This window comes from Streptosporangium sp. CA-115845 (genome assembly GCF_050943795.1).
In the GTDB taxonomy this organism is placed as follows: Bacteria; Actinomycetota; Actinomycetes; order Streptosporangiales; family Streptosporangiaceae; genus Streptosporangium.
The window spans coordinates 6965862-6989688 of sequence record NZ_CP191988.1 but is presented as its reverse complement, the minus strand read 5'-3'; the positions used below and the strand labels follow the sequence as shown (position 1 = coordinate 6989688).

The following is a 23827-nucleotide window of genomic DNA, read 5'->3' as shown; positions in this document are numbered from 1 at the left end:
CGGCGCGAAGGGCGGTACGGTGCCGGGCCTCCGGCCGACGATCGAACCCGATGCGGGAGACGGCCGACACTCGCCTCCCGCATCGGTGCGTGTGTCCACCCCCGGTGGGATGGCCGTATCCCATCACACCGGTGCGGATCCCGGCAGCGCGCGGGACCGGTCATCCTTGCTCTCATCGCTTTCCCCTGACGCTCGTCTGTCCCGTCCCGCTTGATTCATATTTCAGCGCAGCCGACTTGCCGTTCGGTTGGAGTCCACTTGGGACCCGTTAGGCTTGGAACACGGCGGACGAGCCGGCCGGGCGGCCGCGTCGGGTCTCTTCGGAGATCCGCCGAGGAAGGTCCGGGCTCCACAGGGCAGGGTGGTCGGTAACGCCGACCCGGGGTGACCCGCGGGACAGTGCCACAGAGAACAGACCGCCTCCCCTCGCGGGGAGGTAAGGGTGAAACGGTGGTGTAAGAGACCACCAGCGCCCACGGTGACGTGGGCGGCTCGGTAAACCCCACCCGGAGCAAGGTCAAGAAGGGGCGCTCTCCGGAGCGTCCCGCGCGCGACGCTTGAGGGCTGCCCGCCCGAGCCGCGCGGGTAGACCGCTTGAGGCCGCCGGCAACGTCGGCCCTAGATGGATGGTCGCCTCCTCACGCAAGTGAGGGACAAAACCCGGCCTACAGGCCGACTCGTCCGCCCTGTCCTTCTCTGACCTGCGGCGAAGCTTTGATCGGGCAAGATCAAAGGGGCCGTACAGCAGCCGATACAGCAACACCGCCTTACAGGATCACCCTCCACCGATCCGCAACCACCACCTGAGCAGGGTGAGACGCCGCTGACGAGGCATCCGCCCTTCCCTACGGATCAGAAGGTTGGGGTTTCGAGTACCTCCGGCCGCACAGCAGGTCAAAGGCCCTCCGGGATCACCTCGGAGGGCCTTTTTCGTGCCCATACAGCAACTGGTCCTCCCCTCGTGCTGTGGAGGTTCGACCCAAGGGGGACGGGTCATGGGAGGGCTTTCTGGGATCTTTGAAACCTGCCGAAGGTCAGAGAGCACAGGCCGACCGTGACGGTCACGTCCTGTGTGAACTCCTCACAGAATGATCTCTCAGGGCGTTGTGACGGTACGGTGTGCCGATGGGGGACATCTATGAACTCGTGCTGTCGGTGGACATCCGTGCTGACGTGACCGACGACGAGCTCGCCGAGCTGCGGTGGCATGTGGGGCAAGGGCCACGACCTGAGCGGCTGCCGATCGGCACTGACAGATACGTGGAAACCTATCCACTCGGTGATCCCGACGACCCCGATTGCGAGTGGGAGGACGCGGAGGCGGAGCCCGTGTTCGCGCGGCGCGGCGCTGCCTGGCGGGTGGGGGGCGCGCTCGTCGCCGAGTTGGTCGCGCGAGAGCGATCGGACGGCTGGGCGCTGACGGTACGCCAAGAACTCCATCCCGGCGACTTCTACCGGCTCCGGACACTGCTGGACTGGCTCGGCCGGTGCTCGGTCGGCGCGAATGCCGGCGGTGTCGAATCCTTCGTCGGCTATCTGCGCTTCCACGAGAGCGCCGAGATCGCGCCACTTGTTCTCGTGGACGGGCGGATTCGCGTGCCGGAGGACATCGAATCGCATACCCCGCACTGGGAGGACGCCACGTTGTGACCGGCCCGGCCCGTGACATGGTGGAGGAGACAGGTGATCAAGAAGGATCCGCTGAGATTCGGGCCTGGACGGGCACGGCGCTCCTGGCTGATGTTCGTTCTGAGCGTCGTTTTGGTGCTCACAGTCGGAGTCCACATGGCCGACCGTGACGACCTGGAGAAGGCGAGGCGATCGGTCACCACGCCGGCCGGGGAGGACGACACATCGAACGCGAAGATCATCGACAAGGATCAGCGCATCGAGATTGACGAGGGCAGCCCGTTCTGGCCGCTGATCGAGGAGCTTCGAAGTGCTTCCCCTCACAGTGATTCCACGGCCACGGATTCCAAGAAGGAGTGATCGGACCGGCTGCGAGCGACCGCCGGCCCGGAGAGGTCATGGAACGATCATGTTCCGGGTGATTGTTGATCGAGAGATTCTCGCAGGTCAGAGCAGGTGTCTTGCCGGATGAGTGATCGCTCTCCTAAGGCGGGTGTCGCATGTTCGAATCATGCCGGGGCACTGTTCTGGTCAGCCACTTAGCTCTTGACCTGGGGCTCAGCCCGCCCCCCTTTTAACGATCACATGTAGCCGATTGCCGTCATATGCAGCCGTAGGTCAAAGGTCACGGAACAAGCGCGGGACGATCTTGGAGATGTTTCGTCAGGTCGTCACCAGCAACTCAGCCATTAGCGGTACGAGTCGACGCCTTCCGCCGGCGCGACTTAACCATGAGGTCGCGGCATGAGAGTACACGCATCCGCCGTGTTCTCCAGCGTGTCGACTGCGGCAATGCACACGTCATGAGATGGCGGTGAGTGCCGGCATACAGGCCCGTACGACCGAAAACCGGTTGCCTCGCGTGGTGGGCTCGGGGAACGTGGTGTCCATGACGCTCTGACGGACAGCACCCCGCCACTCCGAGATGCCACGGCGCCGACGCGCCCCGCAATGCTGTCACCCCATACCCCTTTGAGGGAAGAGAGCCTTTTTGTCTCAGCAACACTCCCGGCAGGAGTCCCCGCTGCCGTCCACCACGGTCATGGGGCCGGCCACCGTCACCGTGTTCGCCTCCTCCGCGAGCTGGATCGAGTCCGACGCCCTCGCGCAGTGCCACCAGGTGGCCGCCCTCGACGGCATGACGCACGTCGCCGCCATGCCGGACCTGCACCCCGGCAAGGGCGCCCCGATCGGCGCCGCCATGGCGTCGACCGTGCTGTACCCGTTCCTGGTGGGCTCCGACATCGGGTGCGGCATCGCCGTGTTCCCCATGAAGCTCAAGCGCGCCGTACCCGAGAAGCTCGCCACACGCTTCCCCGACCTCGATCGCGCGCTGGATCCCGAGCAGGATGCCGACGACCCGGCCTGGGCCGTTGTGAAGGGCGATATCCCCGCCGGTCACGTCGAGGGCCTCGGGACGGTCGGCCGGGGCAATCACTTCGTCGAGCTGGCGCGGATCGGGACCGTCTTTGAGCCGGGCCACGCGAGCCGTCTCGGGCTCGCCGACGGCGACCTGGTTCTCATCGTCCACAGCGGTTCCCGGGGGCTGGGCGAACGGATCCTGCGGGCGCACACCGCGGTCCACGGCGCGGGCCCCGCCCCTGATCCCGGCGCCTACCTGGCGATGCATGACGACGCCGTACGCTGGGGATCGCTCAACCGGCGGTTGCTGGCCGCCCGGGTCGCCCATGCCCTGGGGGCCGAGCCCACCGAGCCGCTCGTCGACCAGTGCCACAACCTGGTCGAGGTTCGCGACGGGGTCTACCTGCACCGCAAGGGGGCAGCGCCGGGTGACGGCCGCGACGTGCTCATCGCCGGTACGCGAGGCACCCCCTCCTACCTCGTGGCCGCCCACGCCGGGCCGGACGCCGGCCATTCCGTCGCGCACGGCGCGGGCCGCAAGATGTCGCGTGCGGACGCCCTGCGCCGGGGCCGGGCCAAGCACACGGTCGAGGAACTGCGTCGCACACCGGTGGGGTCGCTGGTGGTGTGCGGAGACCGCCGGCTGCTCTTCGAGGAGGCGCCGACGGCCTACAAGCGCATCGAGCAGGTGATCGCCGACCTCGTCGACCATGACCTGGCCACGCCCGTGGCCACCACGATCCCTCTGGTCACCTACAAGACACCCGACCTCGGATCCACCCCCCGGCGGGACCAGCGCCGCAAGCGAGGCGCGCGGTGAGCGTCCACCTGCTCCTGTCGGCCGGGCGTGGCCCGCAAGAGTGCGCCTGGGCGCTGGCCCGGCTGCTGCGCCGCCTGGAAGCCGACGCCACCCGGCAGAACCTGGAGACCCATCGGGCCCAGGCCGTTCCCGGTGACCGGCCCGACACCTACCGATCGGTCCTGATCCGGATCTCGGGAGCCGGCGCCGAGGCGTTCGCCGCCTCGTGGACCGGAACCCTGTGCTGGCAGGCTCCCAGCCCGTACCGGGCCGGCACCGGCCGGAAGAACTGGTACGTCATCGCCCAACCGTGCCAGGTCGACACCCCGCGCACGACGTTCACGGAGGCGGACGTCGACATCGTCGCCTGCCGCACCGGCGGCCCCGGCGGTCAACATCGAAACAAGGCAAGCACGGCGGTACGGGCGACCCACCGGCCCTCGGGGATCGTCGTCGTGGTCGACACTGAGCGGCAGTTCAGCCTCAACCGCCGCATCGCCATGCGGTTGCTGCGACAGCGCATCGAGGACGGCGACGAGACGGCGGGGCGCGCCGTCACCACCGCCCGCCGGCGCGTCCACGATGAGCTCGTACGCGGCGACCCCACCCGTATCGAACGCCCGGAAACGCCGAAGCAGGACCTGGCTTCACAGGAGCAGACGCGCCGACGACCGTGACGGTTCACCCGACCATGCCCTACGTTCTGAGCTGCCAGTCTTTGCTATCGGCTTCTGACTGCCTTTCCCCACGGACCGGAAGGTCCGAGCCTTCGTCGGTCGGCCCTGACGATGCACCCGTGGTAGCTCTGGATCGGTTCGTTGCCCGGTTCCTGATCTTGTCTCACCCGTCTGCGAAGATCTTGAACTCCATTCACCTGAAGTGACGGAGTTTCACGACATGAGCGATGGGCGGCCTGCGGGCTCCGACGTGTACGGCTACTACCGGCGTCTGCTCAAGGATCACTGGCTGGAGAATGCCATCTGCTGGACCGTTGTCGTCCCCGATGACGGGAAACCGTTCACGCTCGCCGAGATCGGACGAGCTGACCACGGGGGCCAGGTTGAGCCAGGAGTGGCTTGACCAGGAACGCCCGTATCTCACCTGCCAGGACCCCGTGGTGGACTGAGCGGGGGCAATGGCTGTGGGATCCGAGCGGCCCGGAGAAGGCCCTCGACGCCCTGAGACGTGCAGAACCTGGATAGGAGCCCGCGGACCTGGAGAGTGTCGTGCCGGTGCCGGCCTTCGTCTCGACCGACCCGATCCGGCGGCTTCCCACGACCCGCTGGATCGAGATGCGAAGGCGGCGGATGACGCCGGCCACGAAGTTCAGTCATGGTTGCGGTGCGCCCGCTCCACTGAGGAGGATCCCGTCACCGAGCCTGAGCTGGAGCGGCATGGTGAGTCTCGCCGTGTTCTGGGCCACCGGAAAGCCCTCCACGCTCCACGTTATGCTCGCCGTGCAGTCGCCCGCGCGCAGGCTCATCAGGCGACCGTTGCGAATGCTCGCCTGGAGCAGGCCGACGCCGAACTCCAGGTCGATGCCGAAGCCGATGCGGGCCACGTACTGACCCTCGATGTACACGTCGACGTAGGGGGCGTGCTTTGACGTGATCGTATGTCCGGTCAGGCGCACTATTTCGGTGCTTCCGGGTTGTTCGACGCTCCTGCGTGCGGCGAGCCCCAGCTCCCGGTACTGCAGCCAGCCGCCGAGCAGGACCGTGCCCAGCTCGATGCCGCGCAGCAGTTCGCCGCCCGCGTCGGCGACCCTGCCGTTGAGCGCGCCGCGGAAGGCCGAGCCCGCTCGCTGGGTGCCGTCCTCGACCTGCTCGAGTGTGCGGCGCGCGTCGAGGGCCCGCGACAGCTCCGCCGCCGCGTCCCTCGGGTCCGGGAAGAGCAGGAGATCGGCGGTGCCCGGCTCGGTTTCGATGTGGACTGTCACGATACGACCTCTCTCAGTTCCTGGCGGCCGGGGTCCGCGAACAGTTCCACCCGAATGTCCGGCACCGGGGCGGACGGGGCCGCGCCGGGCGGCGGAGAGCCGGTCAGGTGGATCTCCAGGCGCGGGGCGGGATCGGGGTGCGGATCGCAGTGGATCGACGGCACCTGCTGGGGCTGGATTTGAGATGGGAGCTGGGGATACGGCAGGGTTTGGGCCGGGGCCGGGGCCGGAGACGGGGACGGGGCCTGGTGCGGGTCGCTCCCTCGCACGGTACGGCGGGCCCGCAGGGTCCGGGCGACGAGGACGAGGACGAGGGCGATTGCCAGTCCCGGGAGCACGATCCCTACGAGCGCTACGGGGATCAGCGGTGAGGAGGAGCCATTGTCGGTCCCGGGGATCTCCCCAGGGCCCGTTTCGCCCTCGTTTCCACCTCCGCCCGGGTTTGGCGCCTCCGTCACCGCCTCCCGCAGCGACACCGTCACGGTCGCGCCCTCGGAGACCTGGCTGCCGGCCACGGGATCCTGGCTGCGGATCTCCCCCGTCCCGGGCGAATCGGGATCCACGCGGAGCACCAGGCCGGCCTCCGAGAGCTGCAGCCTGGCCGCTGCCGGGTCGAGTCCGATCAGCGACGGCACGGTCACCTGGGGCCCGGGCTTCACGGGCGGTGGTGCAGGAGTGGTGATCTCGGACGGGGGCGGATTCGGGGAGAGCAGGTCTATTCGCACGGTCGTGCCGAAGCTCACCAGTTGGCCCGCGGGCGGATCCTGGCCGGCGACCTTCCAGTCGGCGCTCGCGCTCGCCGGCTGCGGGTCCTTGCCCAGGCCGGCGGCGTCGAGAGCGGTTTCAGCGTCGGTGCGGGAAAGACCTTGCACATCTGGGACCTTCGGGCCGACCGTGAGGACGACCGTGTAGGCGACGTCGTCCCGGGCGGCGATGCCACGGTCCGCCGAGCAGTCTTCCACCACGTAGTCGATGACGTAGGACGTCGAGGTCGGCAGGAGGGTCTGGGGAAACACCTGAATGTCGATGTCCGCGTCCGGCACGTTCCGAAGCGTGTCTATCGCCACCTGGAGCTCCTGACGCCGTACGTCGGGTGGCTCACAGCCGTCGGGCACGGTCGGCGTGGGGGACGGTAGCACCGGGCTTATGAACACGGCCAATGACACGGCGAGCATCGAGAGGTGGCGAAGCATCGGCTACTCCGCGGGGGATGCGGTCATGACGCCCGGGACACGGCTGGTGCTTGACATTTGATTCACTCCCCTTGAACGAGGTCACTTACTCAGGGCGATGATGAGGAAGAAGAGCACGATCAGCACGGCCCCCGCCACGACCGCCCACTTCACTTTTCCTCCCGAACCTGCCGAGGTGGCCGGCCCCGGAGGCGTGGCAGTGATCGGGGCCGGTGTCACGGCCGACTCGCCCGTCGGCCAGGGCTTCTTGATGAAGCCGTCCACGTTGACGTAGAGCCGCTCCCCGATGACCATCCTCGGCCACACCGCGGCCGCCTCTCGGAGCCGCTCCCGCACACCGGGCGGCGGCAGGGTACGGCTGCACTCGATGAGCGTGTCGGCGAGGGCCGACGGCATGACCCTCCGGAGGACCACCGGATCCGGCTGCCAGGTTTCGACCGTCTCCTGGACGCAGCGCACCACCGCCCAGGCGAACTTGTAGTGGTCCGAGGTCACGTCGAAGGCCACCCCACGCCGCTCCACCGGAAGCTTCCACTGCTCCGGGTCGACAGGAGGCATCGCGCCCTCACCCAGGAGCGGCACGCAGGAGTCGCAGTCGAGGAGGTACGCCTTGGGGCGCGGATCGATCGTGAAGACGGCGTTGCGCAATTGCAGATCCCCCACCGCGTACCCGTGCTGGTGCAGCCAGGTGACGGTGTCCAGCAGCTCACCGAGCACGGCCAGCTTGTATGGCGGCTCGTAGTACGCCTTCTTCACCTCGTACCGTTGCGCGATCCGCCTCGCACGGTCCGGACTCCGGGTGAGCTCGTCGAGGTGACGCGGGGTCTCGGTCACCTCGCCCGAGCCGGAGGTCCGCTGTTCGAACATCGACCTTTCGGCGAGCCTGATCAGGATGCCCTCGGCCCTGGCGGGCGTGCCGACGACGGCGATCGGCCAGGCACACCTCCCGTCCAGCACCGCACGCTCCTCGTCCGGGAGCTCCCTGCGCCAGCGGATCATGGAATGCAGCGCGGGGACGCGCACCTCGTCGGCGGTCTCGGACTTGTACCTCTTGAACAGGTAGGTGCGCTGGTCGGGGGCGATGCAGAGCCGCAGTCCGTCCGTCTGCCCTCCGTCGCGGAGCACCGGCCCCTCACCGGTGAATGTCAGCTCGCCGACGCGGACGATCATCGGAAGATCCGTCACGGCACGGCCGTATCGTGGCGTCCGGCCCAGATCGCGACCACCGTCCGGTCGTCGTCGAAGGTGGAGAGGCGGAAGTCGACCTCCCGGACGAAGTCGACCAGGCTCGGCGGCGTGCGCCAGGTCTGGGACAGCCGCTGGGCCAGTGGGGTCCGGCCGCCCGCGACGCCCGCGGCGAAGCCGTCGCTGCTGAGCACCAGCAGGTCACCCGCGCGCCACGAGAACATTTGGACCTGGATGTCGGCGAGGTCGCCCGGGATCGCCGCCGTCACGTTGTCTCCTCCTCCCCCGCCCACCAACGCCTGCCACTGGCCGCCGGTGACGAGGATGGCCGGGGAGTCGCCGACGGCGGCGCACACGGCTTGCCCCTCTCCCTCCGAAGGGAGGACGGCCACGGTCAGAGTGGTCCCGGGCCGTGCGGAAGGGGCGCGTTCGGTATTGGTGCCCGGCCGCGGCGAGCCCAGGGACTCGGTGGTCCGCCGGACCGTGTCGGACACGTAGGCGAGCACGGATTTCCAGTCCCAGCTCTGCGGGCGTTCACCGGACCGCAACGCGGAGTCGATCCCGTCCAGCGCGGCCCTGACGGCGACCGTGGATGCGATCTCCGCGTGGCGCGCGCTGCCCAGGCCGTCGGCCACGACCGCGATGACCCAGCGCTCGTCGCTGCTGAGCCGCACGCCGTACGCGTCCTGCCGGGTCTCGCCGCGGAAGCTGTGCGTGCGGCCCCGTACCGTGGCGGCGCGCACTGTCGTGCCCTTGACCAGGCCTCCGTCGAGTGCAAGCCCGGCATCGGCCGAGGTGGTGCTCCAGGGCAGGTGCACGGCGATCCGCCTGGGCTCGGGACCGACGACCACGCGGGTGTCCTGCGTGGCAGCGGACCGCGGCGCATTGGGGGGCGCCACGTCCGGCTGCCTCCCCCCACGCACGGCGGTCGTCACGGGACGCCAGCCGAGGAGGTAGAGCGCGGTGAACGCCGCCGCCCCGCCCAGCAACAGGGCCAGGATCATCTGTGCCAGCGGGAACCCGGACGACGTCGACACGTTGTCGCCCGCCCAGTCCCTCGCCACGTCGGCCGGCCTCTTCCCGCTGTTCCTCACCTCGGTGAGCAGACGGTCGACGACCTGCGGGGTGAGCGCGTCCGTCACCTCCTGGAGCACCCGCTCGGCCTCCGGATCCCCCTTGGCGACCTGGTCGCTGGCGAACACGCTCAGCGTCCGGGGGGGCAGGATATTGTCCGGGTCTTCGAGCGGGACGAGGTTCCCCTTCTTCGAGCCGGCCGGGACGATCGCGCCTCCCGTGAAACCGGACTGTGTCAGGGCGGCGTCGAAGTCGGCCTGACTGCTGACGGCGAGTCCCCGGTCGGTCAGCGCCCGGTTGAACACGCTGAACTCTGGCGGGACCAGGACAGTGACACGGGCCGTGTCGTTCTGGTACTTCTGCGCGAATTCGGCAATCGTCCGGACGTCCCGCCGCAGCGAGGGGGACACGGCGAGCACCGCGCGGCTCTGGATCGCCGTCCTGCTCACGAGTGTGTGCCCGGGGAGGGCTGTGGGGAGTCGCTGGTCGTCCGGCGTCGACGGGGCCGGCGACGCGGCCACGAGCACGTCGAGGTCGTAGTCGACGGCGACCCGTGCGTCGTCCGGCTGCTTCGCGTAGTCCGCGACCTCGGCCACCTTCTTGGCGACGCCGTCGACGTCGGCCCGGTCGAGCGCGGCGGCGTAGATCTCGGCGACGAGCTGCTCACGCTCTCCCGCCCGCGCGTTGACGATGATCTGCCGCCCCGAGTCGCCGGACCCGCTGCAGCCCGCGAGGGCGAACCCGATGACGAGGGTGGCGACCGCGCTGGTACGGACCCGGCCCGGCGGGCCCATCAGGAGCCTCCGCACGGGAGCCGGCGCATGCCGGCCGGAATCGGGATCACGAAGTCGGAATTCCTGATCGAGCTGCCGATGCTGTCCTGGACCGCCTGGGCTATCGCCGCCACCACCTTGACCGCCTGGATCGACTCGTCCGCGACGTACGCCAACGGGTTGTTCCGGAAGGATGTCGCCACCTGGCAGAGGGTCTGCTCGGTGACCTGGCCGAAGCCCATCGCCGTGATGTGCGGGCGGTGCGGGAACGCGGGGTCGGTCAGCCTGGCACGGGCGGGCAGCCAGACCTCGGCGGGCTGGCGGCCATTTCCGACGAAGGGCTCGCCGTCGGTGATGAAGAAGACCACCGGGGTCTTGAGCTGGTACTGCCCGGCCAGGCGGGCGCAGTCGGCCTGGATGAGCTGCCGCAGGGTCAGGAACACCTGCTCGTAATTGGTCTGACCACCCTTTGGCAGCGCGGGGATGTTGCTCGCGTCACAGGGCCGGGTGAGTGGGAGCACCACGTCGGCCCTGTCATGGAAGGCCACGATGGACACGTGCGCGGCCTCGCTCACCCCCGGATCACCGGCCTCGAGCTGAAAGAGCAGCTCCCCGACACAGTTGGAAAGGATGTCGAACGGAGTCTGCCTGCCGTCCTCGCGGGGGGCGTGCATCGAGTGGGACACGTCGCACGTGATGTAGAAGGGAAATGCCCTCGGAAGGGCATAATTGTAGGTGGGCTCCGGAGAATGCGACACGGCGACTACTCTCCTCAAGATCGCTGACGCGGACGGCCCGAGGTACGTGATACGGGCCCCCTCACCCCATTAGATACGCCGTGAAGGCCCCAGCATTACTCATTTTCGGGAATTAATAGCTGCGGCACGGTGACAGGCTCCGACAACGCCGGTCTGTAGGGTCAGAATAGCGATCTATAACGCGAAGGGATTCGCCGGTCCACTGGCCAGACCCTTTGAAAGCAGGGATGGCCCTTTGCTATCCGTGCAGCATGTTGTCCCGTGATCGCTTGTTGCTCCCGGTTGTCGGCGGCGTCGGAAGCGGCGAGTGCGGGCAACTGCTCCTATCGCGGGTGCGAGGTGGGTAGCGGATGGTGCTTGGTCTGGGTGCGGTTCTCGCCCTTCGTGGGAGGTGGGGCACAATCGCCGGCTGGGTGACGGCGGCACTGTTCGTGGTGATCGCCGTGGTGTTCACGATCCCCTTCGCCATCGAGATCGTCACCGATGACTGCCGGAACACGCTCCGTTGCGGGGGATGGAACATCATCAAGGTCGGGCCGGTCATGCATTATTTGGGCGGCGCGGTGCTGGTCATGTTCTTGTCGCTGTTTCGGCGTGGTGAGACGACCGTTATGCCTCGGTGAGGAGAAAGCTGCGTCCGATTGAATGGGGCTCATGACCGCTCATGACGTGGCCCGGCTGCTGCCTGATATCCCGGTGCTCCGCGACCTATGCCGGTCCATGGCGGTGCTGGAGGCCGTCCTGAGCCCGGAATGGTCCAGCCGCTACCACTCTTTCGACGCGGACTGGAGTCCTGGGGAGGAGATGGCCTCGATGCGGAACGGCTCCGGAGACGAATACTCCATCGTCTTCTCCGCGGCGGGCGCCTACATCCGCGGCTTCGACCACGAGGCGGTGATGAGCCCGTACGGCAACGACGGGCCGTGGCCGGGGGTACTCGACTCCGTCCCCACGTCTTTCGCCACTGTGTAGAAGAACCTGCGTTCTGCGACGAGGACGGCATGCCAGTCGTGACCGCTGTCGCCCTGCTTCGTGACGAGGGCTACGTGGTAACGATGCCGCAACGAGGATCGTTCGTCGCCGACCGGGAAAACCGGCCGGCCAAGTAGGCGGCACCCCAGATCAGGGGACACGTCCGGATACTGCCCAAGCTTGAAATTGCTCACTCTGAGTAGTCATATGGAGCGTGCAGTAACGGACGGGGCGGTCCGCAGCAGGCGGGACGCCCCTGCTCAAAGGAGAGAACCGCGGATGAACCGCAACACGATCGCCGCCGCACTGATTGCCCTCGGCTCCGTCCTGGCCGCGCCCGTAGCCGCCGGCCCGGCCCACGCAACGCTCCTAGCCGACCCCGTCGGCGATCTGGTCAACGGGATCAAGGGCTCCAGCGACTCGCCCCCCGATGATGATTTCGACCCCTTCGACTCCCGCTCCGACAGCGACTCCGACAGCAAGTCCGACAGCGACTCCCGCTCCGACAGCAAGTCCGACAGCGACTCCGACAGCGACTCCCGCTCGGACAGCAAGTCCGACAGCAAGTCCGACAGCGACTCCCGCTCCGACAGCAAGTCCGACAGCAAGTCCGACAGCGACTCCCGCTCCGACAGCAAGTCCGACAGCAAGTCCCGCTCGGACAGCAAGTCTCGCTCCGACAGCAAAGCCAACTCCGACAGCGACTCCGACTCTGACTCCGACAGCGACTCCGACTCCGACAGCGACAGCGACTCCGACAGCGACAGTGGCTCCGGCTCCGGCTCCGGCAGCTAGACTCGTTCTTCGCACATCACCCTGTTTTACCTGTGGTGATTACTCACGGCGATAGAGGTCGCACCACTTTGGCGGTAGCGATACGGCATGTGCGAAGAACAGGGGGAGCGGGCCGTGGAAGGCAGGGAGGGCGGCGAAGGACTTCACGACCGACGCCTGCGGCACCCCGGTTCACGTCCTGCCCGACGATGATCGGCCCCGCCCGGCGCTCTCGCAGGCAACCCGCCATCCCTGCCGCCCAGGGCGGTTCTCAGGGGTTGTGGCGGCACCCGTCCAGGGCTGCCTAAAGCGCCTGGGTTGCAGGTCAGGAGGGGTCTGGAAAGCCCAGGTGGGAGGGATCTGAAACCAGATCCCTCCCACCTGGATCTAGACCCTTCCTGGACCGGTCTTAGACGATGATCTAGGCCCTCTCCAGCTCTCGGAGGCCGGCGGATCTATGGTCACGTAGCGGAAGCTCCGCCGCTGCCCCCTTCGCGCAGGTCGGTTCGTCAAAGCGATCCTTATCCCTCAGACCCGCGAAGCAGGATGAAAACGCTCATCCCCCAAGTCGGAGTGCTTCGCCGCTGCTCTTCTCGGCGGTCAATCCGGGTGGTCGGTTGGTTCCAACATGGGCACGAGGAACTGCCGGGCCACCGCGGCCAGTTGCTCGTCGTCGTCGAGGTCGATGATCTGACTGGGGATCGCCAGGAAGGAGGCGGAGACCCGGACCATCAGTTCGGCCACGAGGTCGGCGTCCAAGTCGCTCGACACGTTGCCCGCGCGTTGCTCGTGGCGGAGCTGGCCTGCGACGAACTGCCGCACGGTGGCGAGGGTTCGGCCCCCGTCGCTGATCATGGAGGGGACGACCAGATCCGGTTCCGCGGTGATCAGACCGCCGATCAATGGGTTATGGCGGATGGCGCGCAATGAGCTTACAAAGCCAAGAACCGCCCGATCAGCGGCGGTATGAGCCTGTTCGATGTCGATGAGGAACTGGTCGAAATATCGGCGGAATTCTCGACGTACCACATGTTCGACCAGCGCGTCCTTGGTGGCGAACCGCCGGTAGACCGTGATCCGCGAAACCCCGGCCCGGCGGGCCACGTCCTCCATGGTCGACCGCCGGATACCCATGCGGCAGAACTGCTCATACGCCGCGTCGAGTATGCGCGCACGGGTCTCGTCCGTGTCGTCGACCTGTTCGACGGCATCAATGTACGCGCGCTCCAACAGCGACTCCGAGTCCGACGGCGCCATGAGCCCGGACAGTGCAGATTCCACGATCACCTCCTGTGATTGATTCTGCCTCAATCCCTGACAATCGCTGTCACGGTCTTGTGATGTCCGACACTGTGTGCTGTATTGGTGATACTCAGATCCGTCTCATGTTTCATCGTATCAGCAATGCTCTCGACCTCACGAGGAGAAAGGACGAAGGCATGGACAAACTCAGCAGGCGCGACATGCTCCGGGCCGGAGGGACGTTGGGCGCATTCGGTGCGCTGACCGTCGCGACCCCCGCGCAGGCGCGCGTGTGGACGTGGTCGCCCAGTGGCTCGGTGGTGGGCACAGGGGCAGGCCTCGACCCGCGATGGGTGTGGGACCCGGAGGCCGACACGCTGGTCGCCTCGCTGATCACCCGGGGCGACGTACCCAGGGTCAACACTCTGCTGCGGACCTGGACCAAGAACGGTCAGCCGTTGCCGGCCGGACTGCCGGCGGACCTGAAGGCCTTCATGGAGAAGGCCCGTCAGCTGCCGGCCTGGGCCGACAGAGACAAGATCGCCGCCGCGGCCGACTTCAACAACAGGCGGGGGCTCTACACCGGCGTGCTGTACGGCTTCGCCAGCGGCATGATGAGCACGGTCATCCCCAAGGAGGCGCGGGCGGTCTACTACTCGCAGGGTGGTGCGGACATGCAGGACCGCATCTCCAAGACCGCCAAGCTCGGGTATGACATCGGGACTCGGAACGCCTACGACGCCGACGGCGAAATGATCGTGACCTGCGTCAAGACCCGGCTGGCGCATGCGGCCGTGCGCCACCTGCTGCCGAAGTCCCCGCACTGGCAGGGGGCCGCCGACGAGGATATTCCGATCAGCCAGGCGGACATGATGGTCACCTGGCACAGCCTGCCCACGACCGTCATGAAGAATCTGGTCGCGTGGAAGGTGCCGATGCCCGCCGCCGACTCCGCGGCCTTCCTGCACACCTGGCAGCTGGCCGCGTACATGCTCGGTATCAAGGAGGAGTACATCCCCGCCTCGTGGGCCGAGGCAAATTCCCAGGCCAAGCAGGTCCTGGACCCGGTGCTGGCCCCGACGCCCGAGGGCATCAAGCTGGCCAACATTCTCCTGGAGCTCGGCGCCACGATCGATGCCGGCCTCCTCACCAAGCGCGTACTCGGCTCGTTGACGCGCTTCATGCTCGGCGACGAGATCGCCGGATGGCTGAGTATCCCCAGGTATCCGCTCTGGGATGGGCTCCTCAACACGTTCTGGGGACCCTTCATCGCCGTCCGCGAAGGCGTACTCAAGGTGTTCCCAGGGGCGGACAGCACCTACTGGCTCTTCGACGAGCTCCTTCGCAAGGTACTCCTGGCCTACCTGTCCGGAGCGCAGCAGATCAGCATCGAGATTCCGCTGACCAACAACCCGAACTACCCGAACTCCTGAGCCGGCCCCTCGGCCCGGAAGTGGAGGAAAGCCCCCGGCCTGGCTTGCTTTCCGTAGGTCAGGACACCGTTACGAATTCTCGGGCCCGGAATCCAGCAGAGTCCGGGCCCCAGACCTTCCGTTCGAGTCCCTTATGCCTCTTCGGCATCGATGAGAAACAACCGAAATACCGAGATCCGGTCCGGGGTCGCAAAGCGACCAGTTGTTTTTCTGAACGTTTTCGACTCGGCTCGCACTCTAGTTAAGACACAAGTAAACCTGGTATGTATCGCCGTATCATCGGCTTGCGGAACTCAGGAGGAGTCCGGCATGGCGGAGCTGAGCAGGCGCAAGATGCTGATCTCAGGTGGAGCCCTGGGGGCGCTCGGAGCGCTGGGGACGGCGTTCCCGGCTCGGGCGATGCCCTGGACCTGGGCACCGGGCGGTTCGATCGCGGGTGCCGGCGCCGGCGCCGATCCGCGGTGGGTCTGGGACGAGGAGGCCGACCCGCTGGTCGCCTCGCTGCTCGATCGCGGCGCCGTCCCCGAGGTCAACCGCCTGCTGTGGGACTGGACCCGTAACGACCAGCCCCTGCCCGCAGGGCTGCCGGCGGATCTGCGGGACTTCATGGAGAGAGCACGTCAACTGCCGTCGTGGGCGGACCACGGCAAGCTGAACACCGCGGCCGAGTTCAACAAGTCCAGAGGGTTGTACCTCAATCTGCTCAACGGCGTGGGTGGCGGCATGCTGAGCACAGCCATTCCCAAGGAGGCCCTCGCGGTCTACTACTCCAAGGGCGGCGCGGACATGGAAGACCGCGTCGCCAAGACGAGCATCCTGGGATTCGCCGTCGGCGCCCTGAACGCGTACCGGCCCGACGGCTCCTGCGTGGTCGAGGCCGTGAAGACCCGGCTGGTGCACGCGGCGGTACGACACCTCCTGCGGCAGTCCCCCCACTGGACCGGCGACATCCCGATCAGCCAGGAGGACATGCTGGTCACCTGGCACACCCTGCCGACCTTCGCCATGCGCAGGATGCTCGAATGGAAGGTCCCGATCAGTGCCGCCCACTCCGAGGCGTACCTGCATGTGTGGCAGGTGACCGCGCACATGCTCGGCATCAAGGACGAATACCTCCCCGCCACCTGGGCCGCGGCCAACGCCCAGTCGGATCAGATCCTGCCCCGGAACATGGGGCCGACGCCCGAGGGTGTGGAGCTGACCGACATCCTGCTGGGTCAGCTCGCCGAGCAGACCAGTCCCGCCGGCATCAGCCGGCCGCTGTGCAACGCGCTCGCCCGGTACCTGGTCGGCGACCAGGTGGCCAACTGGGACGGCATCGAGCGCGAGCCGGTGTGGGACCTGCTGATCCCCACCATCTGGCCGAAACTGGTGAGATTCCGCGAGGGCCTCATTCCGCTGCCGCTGGTACCCGAGACCGCCTGGGTCCTCGACGAAGCCGTGCGGAAGTACATCCTGTTCTATCTCACCAAGGCCAAGGAGACCAAGATTGAGATCCCCACGATCAACCGTCCGGGTTTGAGCTGAATGATGATGGGATCGAATGGTGGCGGGCTGAACGAGGCCATCGGGCGGCGCCGGTTCCTCGGGTATGTGGTGGCGGCTCCGACCCTGGTGGTCGCCGCCGAACTCAATCTGACGCCGGCGCCCGCCCTGACGCCGGCGCCCGGCATCCAGTTGCCCTCACCGGAGCTCACGGAACTGCTCGACCTCAACGACATGATGACCGCGGCGGCGCTGCCGACCTCGGGCCTGATCTCGGTCGAGGTCAACCCGGACGGCACGGTGTCGTTCGCGTTGCCGCGGGCCGAGGTGGGGCAGGGCATCACCACCTCGACGGCCATGTTGATCGCCGAGGAAATGGCCGTGCCACTGGAACGGGTGCGTGTCACGCTGGCCGATGCTCGGCCGGAGCTGGTGTTCAACCAGCTCACCGGCGGGTCGAACACCACCATCGCCACCTATACCCCGATCCGGGTCGCCGCCGCCATCGCCAGGCTCCGATTGCTGGCGGCCGCGGCGACCGAACTCGGTTCCGCGGTCACCGACCTGACGCTGAAGGCCGGAGTGATCACCGCTCGCTCCGGTGACAGTGTCGACATCGGTGCGCTCGCCCAGAAGGCCGCGAGCACGCGGACCCAGCGGGTGTCGGTGGAGCTCACGTCACGCGAGAACTTCACCGTCATCGGCAGACCGCACAACCGGATCGACGCGCTGGACGCGGTGACCGGGCGCAAGAAGTTCGCGATGGACCTCGACGTCCCGGGCGCGAAGCCGACGATGGTGTGCCGCCCGCCGACCATCAACGGCAAGGTCGGCTCGGTGGCCAACCTCGCCGAGGTCCGCGCCATGCCGGGCGTCACCGATGTCGTGACGATCTCCACCGGGGTGGCGGTGCGCGCCGAGACCTTCGGCCAGTGCATCGACGCCGTACGCGCCCTGCGGGTCTCCTGGAAACCCGGTACCGCGGAAGGAAAATCCGACGAGACCGTGCTCCGGGAACTGGAGGCCGCGGAGCTGCCGCTCGGGCTCAGGCCGCTGACTCCGACCGTCGAAGGCAAGTTCACCTTCTACTTCCGCAGCAACAGCGCGCTGGAACCCAACTGCGCGATCGCCGACGTGCGGGCCGACCGCGCCGAGATCTGGTCGGCGTTGAAATCGCCGCTCGTCGCCAAGCAGACCATCGCCGCCAAGCTGGGGCTGCCGCTCGGCAGCGTCACCGTGCACGTCACCGAAGGCGGTGGTTCCTTCGGGCGCAAGCTGTTCTTCGACGCCGCGCTGGAAGCCGCCGAGGTGTCCCAGCGGATCGGCAAACCCGTCAAGCTCATGTGGCACCGTGCCGACGACTCCCGCCAGGGCCGCACCCACCCGATGGCCACCTCGCGGGTCCGCGTCGCCTACCTCGGCAACACCGTGCTGAGCTACAAGCAGCGGCACACCAGCGTCTCCACGGACCTCGGCCACGGGCTCGGTGAGATCATCACCGCCATGGCCGCGAGGCTTCCGGTGGGCGACATCGGCTTCTCCCAGACGTTCTTCCATCTCAGTCAGGCGATGTCCTACAACTTCGGCGCCAGTAGCCAGTTGCTGAACGAAACCGACAAGGGCTTCAACACCGGCAGCATGCGTAACGTCTACTCACCCGACGTCACCTGCGCCCGGGAACTCATCGTCGACCAGCTCGCCACGAGGATGGGCAAGGACCCCTACCGGTTCCGGCATGACTTTCTCCGCGATGACCGCTCCCGGGCGGTGCTGGCGAAGGTGGCCGAGGTCGGCGCCTGGGGGCGGTCGATGCCGGCCGGCACCGCGCAGGGCATCGCGTTCCACGCCGAGTACAAGGCCGTCAGCGCGGTGCTGGTGGAGATCGACTGCCGGCCAGAAACCGTCAACCGCCCCATCCGCGACGGCGTGGCCGGACCGCGCGTCACCAAGGTGGTGATCGCGGTGGACGTCGGCCTTGCCGTCAACCCCCGAGGTCTGGAAGCGCAGATGATGGGCTGCGTCATGGACGGCATCGCGCTGGCCCTGACCTCCAGCCTGCACCTGCGCGACGGGCACTTCCTCGAAGCGAGCTGGGACAACTACTTCTACACCCGGCAGTGGAACACCCCGCCCGAACTCCGGATCATCGTCATGCCCAGCACCTCCGAGGAGCCCGGCGGTGCCGGGGAGCTGGGCGTCGCCGCGTCGCTGGCCGCGGTCGCCTGTGCGTACGGTCGCGCGACCGGAACGATGCCCACCAGCTTCCCGATCAACCACGGCACGCTCTCCTTCACCCCCAAACCGACCATCCCGCCTGTTCCCCCATCCCCGACCGACGGCCTGAACCACGCCCGCTGAAACAAGGAGATCTGAGTGCCTGAGCACACCTTCCGCGTCAACGGCGAGCAGGTCACCGTTGACGTCGACGGCGACGTGCGCCTGCTGTGGGTGCTGCGCGACATTCTCGGCATCACCGGCCCGAAGTACGGCTGCGGCATCAATGTCTGCAAAGCGTGCACCAGTCACATCAACGGCAAAGCGGTCAACCCCTGTGCGATCCCCGTCGCAGATCTCCAGCCGACCGACGAGGTCACGACCATCGAAGGGCTTCCGGCCACGGTCGGCAAGGACCTGCACCCCATGCAGCAGGCGTGGCTCGACCGCGACGTCGCCCAGTGCGGCTACTGCCAGCCCGGCCAGATCATGGCCGCCGTGGCACTGGTCCGCCGCGCCAAGGCCGAAGGCCGCGGAATCACCGACGCCGACCTCGACGGCCTCCGCAACATCTGCCGCTGCGGCACCTACTCTCGTATCCGCGAAGCCGTCAAGGCCGGAGCCGAGAACATGTGAGGCACATGTGTGCCCGGGGACCCCGTGCGCGTCGCCGCAGCGTCCGTCATGACCTGCCGTGAGGATCAGGTTCGTGACGTGCTGCGGTTCCCGCAGCGTCTGCGGCTCTCCGCCATCTGGCAGGGACAACAGGTAGCTGCCGGGGCGCGCCCCCATGGGCAAGGACCACGTCGACCACCGCGATGCCTCACGGAAATTCAACCGTCCAGGCCGGTCAGGAGGTCGACAACGCGGATGGTGGCGCCGTGCTCCGGGCCGTAGAGCCTGGTGAGGTCCTCGCACAGGGTCGTGAGCGTCGCTCGGCCTCTGTCCACGGCGCCGACGCCGATTTCCAGTTCGCCGATCTGGCGACGCAACTCCAGAAGTCGTGCGTCGTCCTCGGGGAAGCGGCTTCCCTCGTCCGCCAGCAGCTCACGCATGATGTGCAGCGCGAGCTCGGGATCACCGGCGTGAACATGGCAGGTCGCCTCCTGCAGCCTGCACTGGGACACCCGCTCGTGGTCGGGCTCCGGTCGCAGGAGCAGGTCGTCGGCGATCCGCCGGAACTCCTGGGCCGCGCGACGGTAGTCCTGCCCCGTGAGCAGGACGTCCGCGAGCTGCCCGCGCAGATCGATCACTTCGGTGTCGGCGGCGCCGAGCTTCCGGCTCGCCGCCCCGGCGACCCTCGCGAGCAGGCCTGCCGCATCGCCGTACCGCGACTCCCTGACCAGTGACACCGCCTGCCTGCGGGCACGCCCGATGTCACCGCGGCTGAAGTCGTCATCCACCAGGGCATCGCCTGTGGCGGGAACCGTGGCGGAAACCGTGGGCTGTGCTCCGGCGGTGAGAGTACGGCTGACCGCGTGCGCGTACATCCGGGCAGGGCTGGAACCCGGAGCGGTCATGTCGCCGAGCGGCCCGGTCCCCGCGAGGTACGGCATGAGCCGATCGTGGACCTCGGCCGCCGTCGCCGGGCGGTCCTCCGGACGCTTCTCCACCATCGCCAGGATGAGCTCGTCCAACTCCTTCGGCACGTCCGGCCGGAGTCGCCCGACCGCCGTGGGACGCGCGTTGACGTGCTGGTTCATCACGCTGTACTCGGAGGGGCCGGTGAACAGCTGCCGTCCGGTGAGCAGTTCGTGCAGCACCGCGCCCAGCGAATAGACGTCGCTTCGCCCGGTGGGCTGCTCGGCGTTGACCTGCTCGGGTGACATGTACGCGGCGGTGCCGAGCTGCTGACCGGTCCTGGTCAGCTTGGTCATCCCAGGGTCCTGCATCAGGGCCAGGCCGAAGTCCACCACCTGGATGGAGCCGTCCCGGCGCAGCATGAGGTTGGACGGCTTCAGGTCACGATGAAGGATGCCGAGGCCATGTGCCGCCGCCAGGACCGCCGCCACCTGGGCGCCGATGGACGCGACCCAGCCCAGCGGGAGCGGCCCGTGCTCGGCGACGATGTCGTCGCCCCCTACCCCCTCGACGAACTGCATCACCATGAACAGCCGGTCGCCCAGCTGCGGATCCCGATAGTCGCCGAAGTCGTGCAGCACCGGCGCGCCGGGGTGGGCGAGCCGTGACATGATCTTCGCCTCGTGGGTGAACCTGGCTTCGAGCTCCGGGTCGCGCACCCCGTCGGGGAACCGGATGAACTTGATCGCCACCCGGCGGCCGAGCTTTTCGTCCTGGGCGCCCCAGACCACGCCCATGCCACCCTTGCCCAGGTGGACGGGGTCAAGCCGGTAGCGCTTGAGGATGAGGGTCACCCATGTCTCCAGGGGGGATCAGTCGGGACGCAGGCTCCCGTCGAAGAGACCGTCGATGCCGGCCGCCACAAGATTATCGCTGATCTCGCGGAGCGCACGGGTGGCGTCCTCGTAGGCGAGCAACTGGCGGAAGACCACGCCGTACCGGCGCTGCTCGTCGATCGGAAGCCTGGGCAGTCGCGCACGACGGGGATCGAGCCGCATCGAGGAACCGAGCCGGATGCCGGAGCCACCGGCGGCACGCAGGCAGCCGGCCAGGAAATGGGGGTCCAGGCGGTCGGGATCGGTGCGGATGAGGAGGAGTTGGGGGCCGAGAACGGCTCCCGGCTCGGTCATGACCCGCGGAACCGAACCGCTGCCCGTGACCACCGGGGCGACGACATCGTCGCGCTCCACCTGCACCAGGCCGGGTGCGTCGGCACTGTGACCCGTGGGCGCCCGGCCGAGCAGGAGGTCCTTCGCGGTGAGGACGGGAAGATCGCCGCCGCCGGGAAGCTTGAGCGGGCCCTGAAGGATGGTGACGGCGCCCGCGCGGGCGAGTTCCCCGAGGCTGGACATCGCCGGCTCACGACCCCGGACCGCGGACAGGCGCGGCAGGATGGAGCTCAGCGACCCGGTCAGGGCCACCGCCTTCTCACGCAGCGCGGTGAAGCTCGACGGACCCGGCTGGTCGAGGACGGCGATTCGCCGGCTGGTCGTCAGATCGACCTCCTCGTCCAGCAGGTCGATGATCCGCACGGTGTCGCCGCCCTGGGGCAGGTCTTCGCCGTCGCGGAAGGCCTTCCACGACGCTTCGGCCAGGGCGAGGTCCTCCCCGGCGTGCACCATCAGCACCTCGGACGGCGGCTGGGCGCCGGGCTCGGGCCTGCGCAGGACCCACAGGTCCGGCGCCCCGCTGGAAGCCGGGGTGGCGCCTGCGGAGAGTGTGATGATCGCCCGGAGTGCTCCGGCGCGCAGTAGGTTGCCCCGGACCCGGCGGCCGGCCCGGCGGCTCGCGGCGACGCCCGGCATCACGATGACCACCAGGCCGCCCGGCCGGACATGTGCCAGGCAGTGCTGCACCCAGGCCAGCTCCGACTCGCCGCGGGGCGGCAGGCCGTACTCCCAGCGCGGGTCGTTGGCCAGCTCCTCGTAACCCCAGCCGCGCTCGTTGAACGGCGGGTTGCAGACGACCACGTCGGCCTGTTCCCCGGGGAAGGCGTCCGCGCGCAGCGAGTCGCCTGTCTCGACGCACGAGTCGTGGCCGTGCAGTCTCAACCGGATGCCGGCCAGGCGGGCGGCGCTCTCGTTCACCTCCTGGCCGAGCGTCCGTGCCCCGGCGGATTCCAGAAGCAGGGTTCCGATCCCGCACGCGGGGTCCAGTACGACACGCCCGGCCGTTTCACCGATGCGGGCCATGAGGTGGGCCACGCCCCGGGGAGTGGTCAGCAGCCGGCGGGAGTGCAGGCTCACATAGCGGTCGCAGATGCCGTCGAACGCCGCGACGGGCCCCTCGGCCCGGCCCACCTCGGCGATCGCCCCGACCAGTTCCGCGCTGACGTCCAAGCCGTCGGGAACCAACGGGGACAGTCGTTTGAACAACGTCTTCGCGTTGAGGCCGGGGTCCTGTCGTTGGTGCAGGAGTACGGTTCCGGCGAATCCCACGGCGTCGCCGAGCCGCAGGTCGTCGGTGGTGGCTCTCAGCCGCTGCCAGAGCCGCTCGATCGGCGCCACCTCCACGTAGCGGTCGTGGCGGCGTAGCCAGGTCTCCACCTCTGCCAGGGAGAACGCCGGGCTCGACGCGGTCCCGCCCACCGGCTGGGGGAAGTCGTCGAACCGCTTGCGCCAGTTGCTGACCGCGGCCCGGCCGACATCGGCGAGCCGGGCGATGTCGGCGGCGTTGACCATGACCTCGTCGTGCATCATCGCCCTTTCTCGGGCAACCAAAGATCATTACCGGTACGGCGGAGCCGCTCCCGATGGTCCTCGTGACCGGGCAGCGCCCGCTCGACGATCCGCCAGAACTCGGCGCCGTGATCGGCACGGTGGAGATGTGCGAGCTCGTGCACCAGCACATAGTCAATCAAACTCGGCGGAAGCTGCATGGTCGCCCAGTGGATGTTGACCTGACCGTCGGGTGAGCACGAACCCCACCGGTAGCCGAGCGGTCGCACCCGCAGCCCGGCCGGTTCGACCCCCATCCGCGCGGTCCAGGGCCGGATCCGCCGGGTCAGCCATCGCGCGCCGACCCGGCGATACCAGTCGACCAGCTCCTTCGCGCCGCCGCCCCGGGCCAGCTCCAACCGCCCGTGGATCAGGCGTACCTCGCCGGAGTCGACGACGCGCAGCCGGTGGGAGCGCCCGAGATAGAGGAACCCCTCACCCGAGACGAACTCCCGCTCCGGCGGGGCCTCGCCGAGATCGCGCTTCTCGGCGAGTTTGCCGTACAGCCATGACCGTTTCGCCTCGACCAGCTTGGTGAGCTCGGCCCGGGAGACCTGCGGGGGAACGACAGCGGTGACCGAGGCGTCCCGCTCCACGGTGAGCCGTACGCTCTTGCGGCGGTCACTCACCGAGACGGTGACGTCGAGGTCACCGACCCGCAGGACTCCAGGAAAATCACTCACGGTCACCAGCATGC

At 68.1% G+C, this 23827-nt stretch carries 21 protein-coding genes and 1 other RNA gene; 13 read left to right on the top strand and 9 right to left on the bottom strand.

Annotation, left to right across the window (positions count from 1 at the left end; all coding sequences use genetic code 11):
* Window positions 1-289: 289 nt before the first annotated feature.
* From rnpB to ACQP0P_RS33380, 6 genes are all read left to right on the top strand, one after another.
* Window positions 290-684, top strand: an RNA gene (gene rnpB, locus ACQP0P_RS33405) — RNase P RNA component class A.
* A 441-nt stretch (window positions 685-1125) separates the two neighbouring features.
* Entirely contained in the window at window positions 1126-1650 is a 525-nt protein-coding gene (locus ACQP0P_RS33400; RefSeq protein ID WP_433362562.1) for a hypothetical protein, read from the top strand.
* Window positions 1651-1785: 135 nt separating this feature from the next.
* On the top strand, window positions 1786-1989 hold the full coding sequence (locus ACQP0P_RS33395; RefSeq protein WP_433362559.1) for a hypothetical protein: 204 nt from the start codon (window positions 1786-1788) through the stop codon (window positions 1987-1989).
* Between the two features lie 631 nt (window positions 1990-2620).
* Window positions 2621-3811, top strand: coding sequence for an RNA ligase RtcB family protein (locus ACQP0P_RS33390; protein WP_433362556.1), 1191 nt, complete (start codon window positions 2621-2623; stop codon window positions 3809-3811).
* Window positions 3808-4467, top strand: coding sequence for a peptide chain release factor H (gene prfH / locus ACQP0P_RS33385; protein WP_433362553.1), 660 nt, complete (start codon window positions 3808-3810; stop codon window positions 4465-4467). Before ACQP0P_RS33390 ends, prfH begins: the two co-directional genes overlap by 4 nt.
* Window positions 4468-4687: 220 nt before the next feature.
* Window positions 4688-4870: a hypothetical protein gene (locus tag ACQP0P_RS33380; protein WP_433362550.1), complete on the top strand. Its 183-nt coding sequence runs from the start codon at window positions 4688-4690 to the stop codon at window positions 4868-4870.
* Window positions 4871-5120: 250 nt separating this feature from the next.
* Here the strand turns inward: ACQP0P_RS33380 and ACQP0P_RS33375 are convergent, their stop codons facing one another.
* The 5 genes from ACQP0P_RS33375 to ACQP0P_RS33355 all read right to left on the bottom strand — a co-directional run bounded on the left by ACQP0P_RS33375 (window position 5121) and on the right by ACQP0P_RS33355 (window position 10640).
* On the bottom strand, window positions 5121-5729 hold the full coding sequence (locus ACQP0P_RS33375) for a hypothetical protein (protein ID WP_433362547.1): 609 nt from the start codon (window positions 5727-5729) through the stop codon (window positions 5121-5123).
* On the bottom strand, window positions 5726-6796 hold the full coding sequence (locus ACQP0P_RS33370; RefSeq protein ID WP_433362544.1) for a PASTA domain-containing protein: 1071 nt from the start codon (window positions 6794-6796) through the stop codon (window positions 5726-5728). The genes ACQP0P_RS33375 and ACQP0P_RS33370 overlap by 4 nt, the downstream gene beginning before the upstream one ends.
* Window positions 6797-7003: 207 nt before the next feature.
* Entirely contained in the window at window positions 7004-8107 is a 1104-nt protein-coding gene (locus ACQP0P_RS33365; protein WP_433362541.1) for a hypothetical protein, read from the bottom strand.
* A complete protein-coding gene (locus ACQP0P_RS33360; protein WP_433362538.1) occupies window positions 8104-9975 on the bottom strand; it encodes a protein phosphatase 2C domain-containing protein in 1872 nt (623 codons plus the stop codon). The genes ACQP0P_RS33365 and ACQP0P_RS33360 overlap by 4 nt, the downstream gene beginning before the upstream one ends.
* Window positions 9975-10640 (bottom strand): vWA domain-containing protein, encoded by a 666-nt coding sequence (locus ACQP0P_RS33355; RefSeq protein ID WP_433362535.1) that lies wholly within the window; start codon window positions 10638-10640, stop codon window positions 9975-9977. Before ACQP0P_RS33355 ends, ACQP0P_RS33360 begins: the two co-directional genes overlap by 1 nt.
* A gap of 422 nt (window positions 10641-11062) precedes the next feature.
* Between ACQP0P_RS33355 and ACQP0P_RS33350 the strand changes: the two genes are divergently transcribed.
* The 3 genes from ACQP0P_RS33350 to ACQP0P_RS33340 all read left to right on the top strand — a co-directional run bounded on the left by ACQP0P_RS33350 (window position 11063) and on the right by ACQP0P_RS33340 (window position 12479).
* Window positions 11063-11335: a hypothetical protein gene (locus tag ACQP0P_RS33350; RefSeq protein WP_433362532.1), complete on the top strand. Its 273-nt coding sequence runs from the start codon at window positions 11063-11065 to the stop codon at window positions 11333-11335.
* A 31-nt stretch (window positions 11336-11366) separates the two neighbouring features.
* Entirely contained in the window at window positions 11367-11684 is a 318-nt protein-coding gene (locus ACQP0P_RS33345; RefSeq protein WP_433362529.1) for a hypothetical protein, read from the top strand.
* 279 nt (window positions 11685-11963) lie between these two features.
* Window positions 11964-12479: a hypothetical protein gene (locus ACQP0P_RS33340; RefSeq protein ID WP_433362526.1), complete on the top strand. Its 516-nt coding sequence runs from the start codon at window positions 11964-11966 to the stop codon at window positions 12477-12479.
* Between the two features lie 579 nt (window positions 12480-13058).
* Here ACQP0P_RS33340 and ACQP0P_RS33335 read toward each other — a convergent pair.
* Window positions 13059-13715, bottom strand: a complete 657-nt coding sequence (locus ACQP0P_RS33335) for a TetR/AcrR family transcriptional regulator (protein WP_433362523.1) — start codon at window positions 13713-13715, stop codon at window positions 13059-13061.
* Window positions 13716-13897: 182 nt separating this feature from the next.
* On the opposite strand from ACQP0P_RS33335, the gene ACQP0P_RS33330 reads away from it, so the two are divergent.
* The 4 genes from ACQP0P_RS33330 (at window position 13898) to ACQP0P_RS33315 (ending at window position 19468) form a co-directional block, all read left to right on the top strand.
* Window positions 13898-15133 carry an oxygenase MpaB family protein gene (locus ACQP0P_RS33330; protein WP_433362520.1) on the top strand — a complete coding sequence of 412 codons (1236 nt, stop codon included), beginning with the start codon at window positions 13898-13900 and terminating at the stop codon, window positions 15131-15133.
* Between the two features lie 309 nt (window positions 15134-15442).
* A complete protein-coding gene (locus ACQP0P_RS33325) occupies window positions 15443-16660 on the top strand; it encodes an oxygenase MpaB family protein (RefSeq protein ID WP_433362517.1) in 1218 nt (405 codons plus the stop codon).
* Window positions 16661-18976: a molybdopterin cofactor-binding domain-containing protein gene (locus ACQP0P_RS33320; RefSeq protein WP_433362514.1), complete on the top strand. Its 2316-nt coding sequence runs from the start codon at window positions 16661-16663 to the stop codon at window positions 18974-18976. It abuts the gene before it with no gap.
* A 15-nt stretch (window positions 18977-18991) separates the two neighbouring features.
* Window positions 18992-19468 (top strand): (2Fe-2S)-binding protein, encoded by a 477-nt coding sequence (locus tag ACQP0P_RS33315; RefSeq protein WP_433362511.1) that lies wholly within the window; start codon window positions 18992-18994, stop codon window positions 19466-19468.
* Between the two features lie 197 nt (window positions 19469-19665).
* Here the strand turns inward: ACQP0P_RS33315 and ACQP0P_RS33310 are convergent, their stop codons facing one another.
* The 3 genes from ACQP0P_RS33310 to ACQP0P_RS33300 are packed head-to-tail and all read right to left on the bottom strand — an operon-like array spanning window position 19666 to window position 23813.
* A complete protein-coding gene (locus tag ACQP0P_RS33310; protein ID WP_433362508.1) occupies window positions 19666-21207 on the bottom strand; it encodes a protein kinase domain-containing protein in 1542 nt (513 codons plus the stop codon).
* 18 nt (window positions 21208-21225) lie between these two features.
* Window positions 21226-23112 (bottom strand): N-6 DNA methylase, encoded by a 1887-nt coding sequence (locus ACQP0P_RS33305; protein WP_433362505.1) that lies wholly within the window; start codon window positions 23110-23112, stop codon window positions 21226-21228.
* The gene (locus ACQP0P_RS33300; RefSeq protein ID WP_433362503.1) at window positions 23109-23813 is read right to left on the bottom strand and encodes a M48 family metallopeptidase; all 705 of its coding nucleotides are present in this window, start codon (window positions 23811-23813) and stop codon (window positions 23109-23111) included. Before ACQP0P_RS33300 ends, ACQP0P_RS33305 begins: the two co-directional genes overlap by 4 nt.
* Between the last annotated feature and the right edge of the window lie 14 nt (window positions 23814-23827).

Excerpts from the sequence above, each read along its gene's own strand:
- ACQP0P_RS33360 (WP_433362538.1), bottom strand. The coding sequence starts at position 9,975 with ATGGGCCCGCCGGGCCGGGTCCGTACCAGCGCGGTCGCCACCCTCGTC.
- ACQP0P_RS33335 (WP_433362523.1), bottom strand. The coding sequence starts at position 13,715 with ATGGCGCCGTCGGACTCGGAGTCGCTGTTGGAGCGCGCGTACATTGAT.
- ACQP0P_RS33325 (WP_433362517.1), top strand. The coding sequence starts at position 15,443 with ATGGCGGAGCTGAGCAGGCGCAAGATGCTGATCTCAGGTGGAGCCCTG.
- ACQP0P_RS33340 (WP_433362526.1), top strand. The coding sequence starts at position 11,964 with ATGAACCGCAACACGATCGCCGCCGCACTGATTGCCCTCGGCTCCGTC.
- ACQP0P_RS33305 (WP_433362505.1), bottom strand. The coding sequence starts at position 23,112 with ATGATGCACGACGAGGTCATGGTCAACGCCGCCGACATCGCCCGGCTC.
- ACQP0P_RS33345 (WP_433362529.1), top strand. The coding sequence starts at position 11,367 with ATGACCGCTCATGACGTGGCCCGGCTGCTGCCTGATATCCCGGTGCTC.
- ACQP0P_RS33380 (WP_433362550.1), top strand. The coding sequence starts at position 4,688 with ATGAGCGATGGGCGGCCTGCGGGCTCCGACGTGTACGGCTACTACCGG.
- ACQP0P_RS33400 (WP_433362562.1), top strand. The coding sequence starts at position 1,126 with ATGGGGGACATCTATGAACTCGTGCTGTCGGTGGACATCCGTGCTGAC.
- ACQP0P_RS33330 (WP_433362520.1), top strand. The coding sequence starts at position 13,898 with ATGGACAAACTCAGCAGGCGCGACATGCTCCGGGCCGGAGGGACGTTG.
- ACQP0P_RS33350 (WP_433362532.1), top strand. The coding sequence starts at position 11,063 with ATGGTGCTTGGTCTGGGTGCGGTTCTCGCCCTTCGTGGGAGGTGGGGC.
- ACQP0P_RS33320 (WP_433362514.1), top strand. The coding sequence starts at position 16,661 with ATGATGATGGGATCGAATGGTGGCGGGCTGAACGAGGCCATCGGGCGG.
- ACQP0P_RS33395 (WP_433362559.1), top strand. The coding sequence starts at position 1,786 with ATGGCCGACCGTGACGACCTGGAGAAGGCGAGGCGATCGGTCACCACG.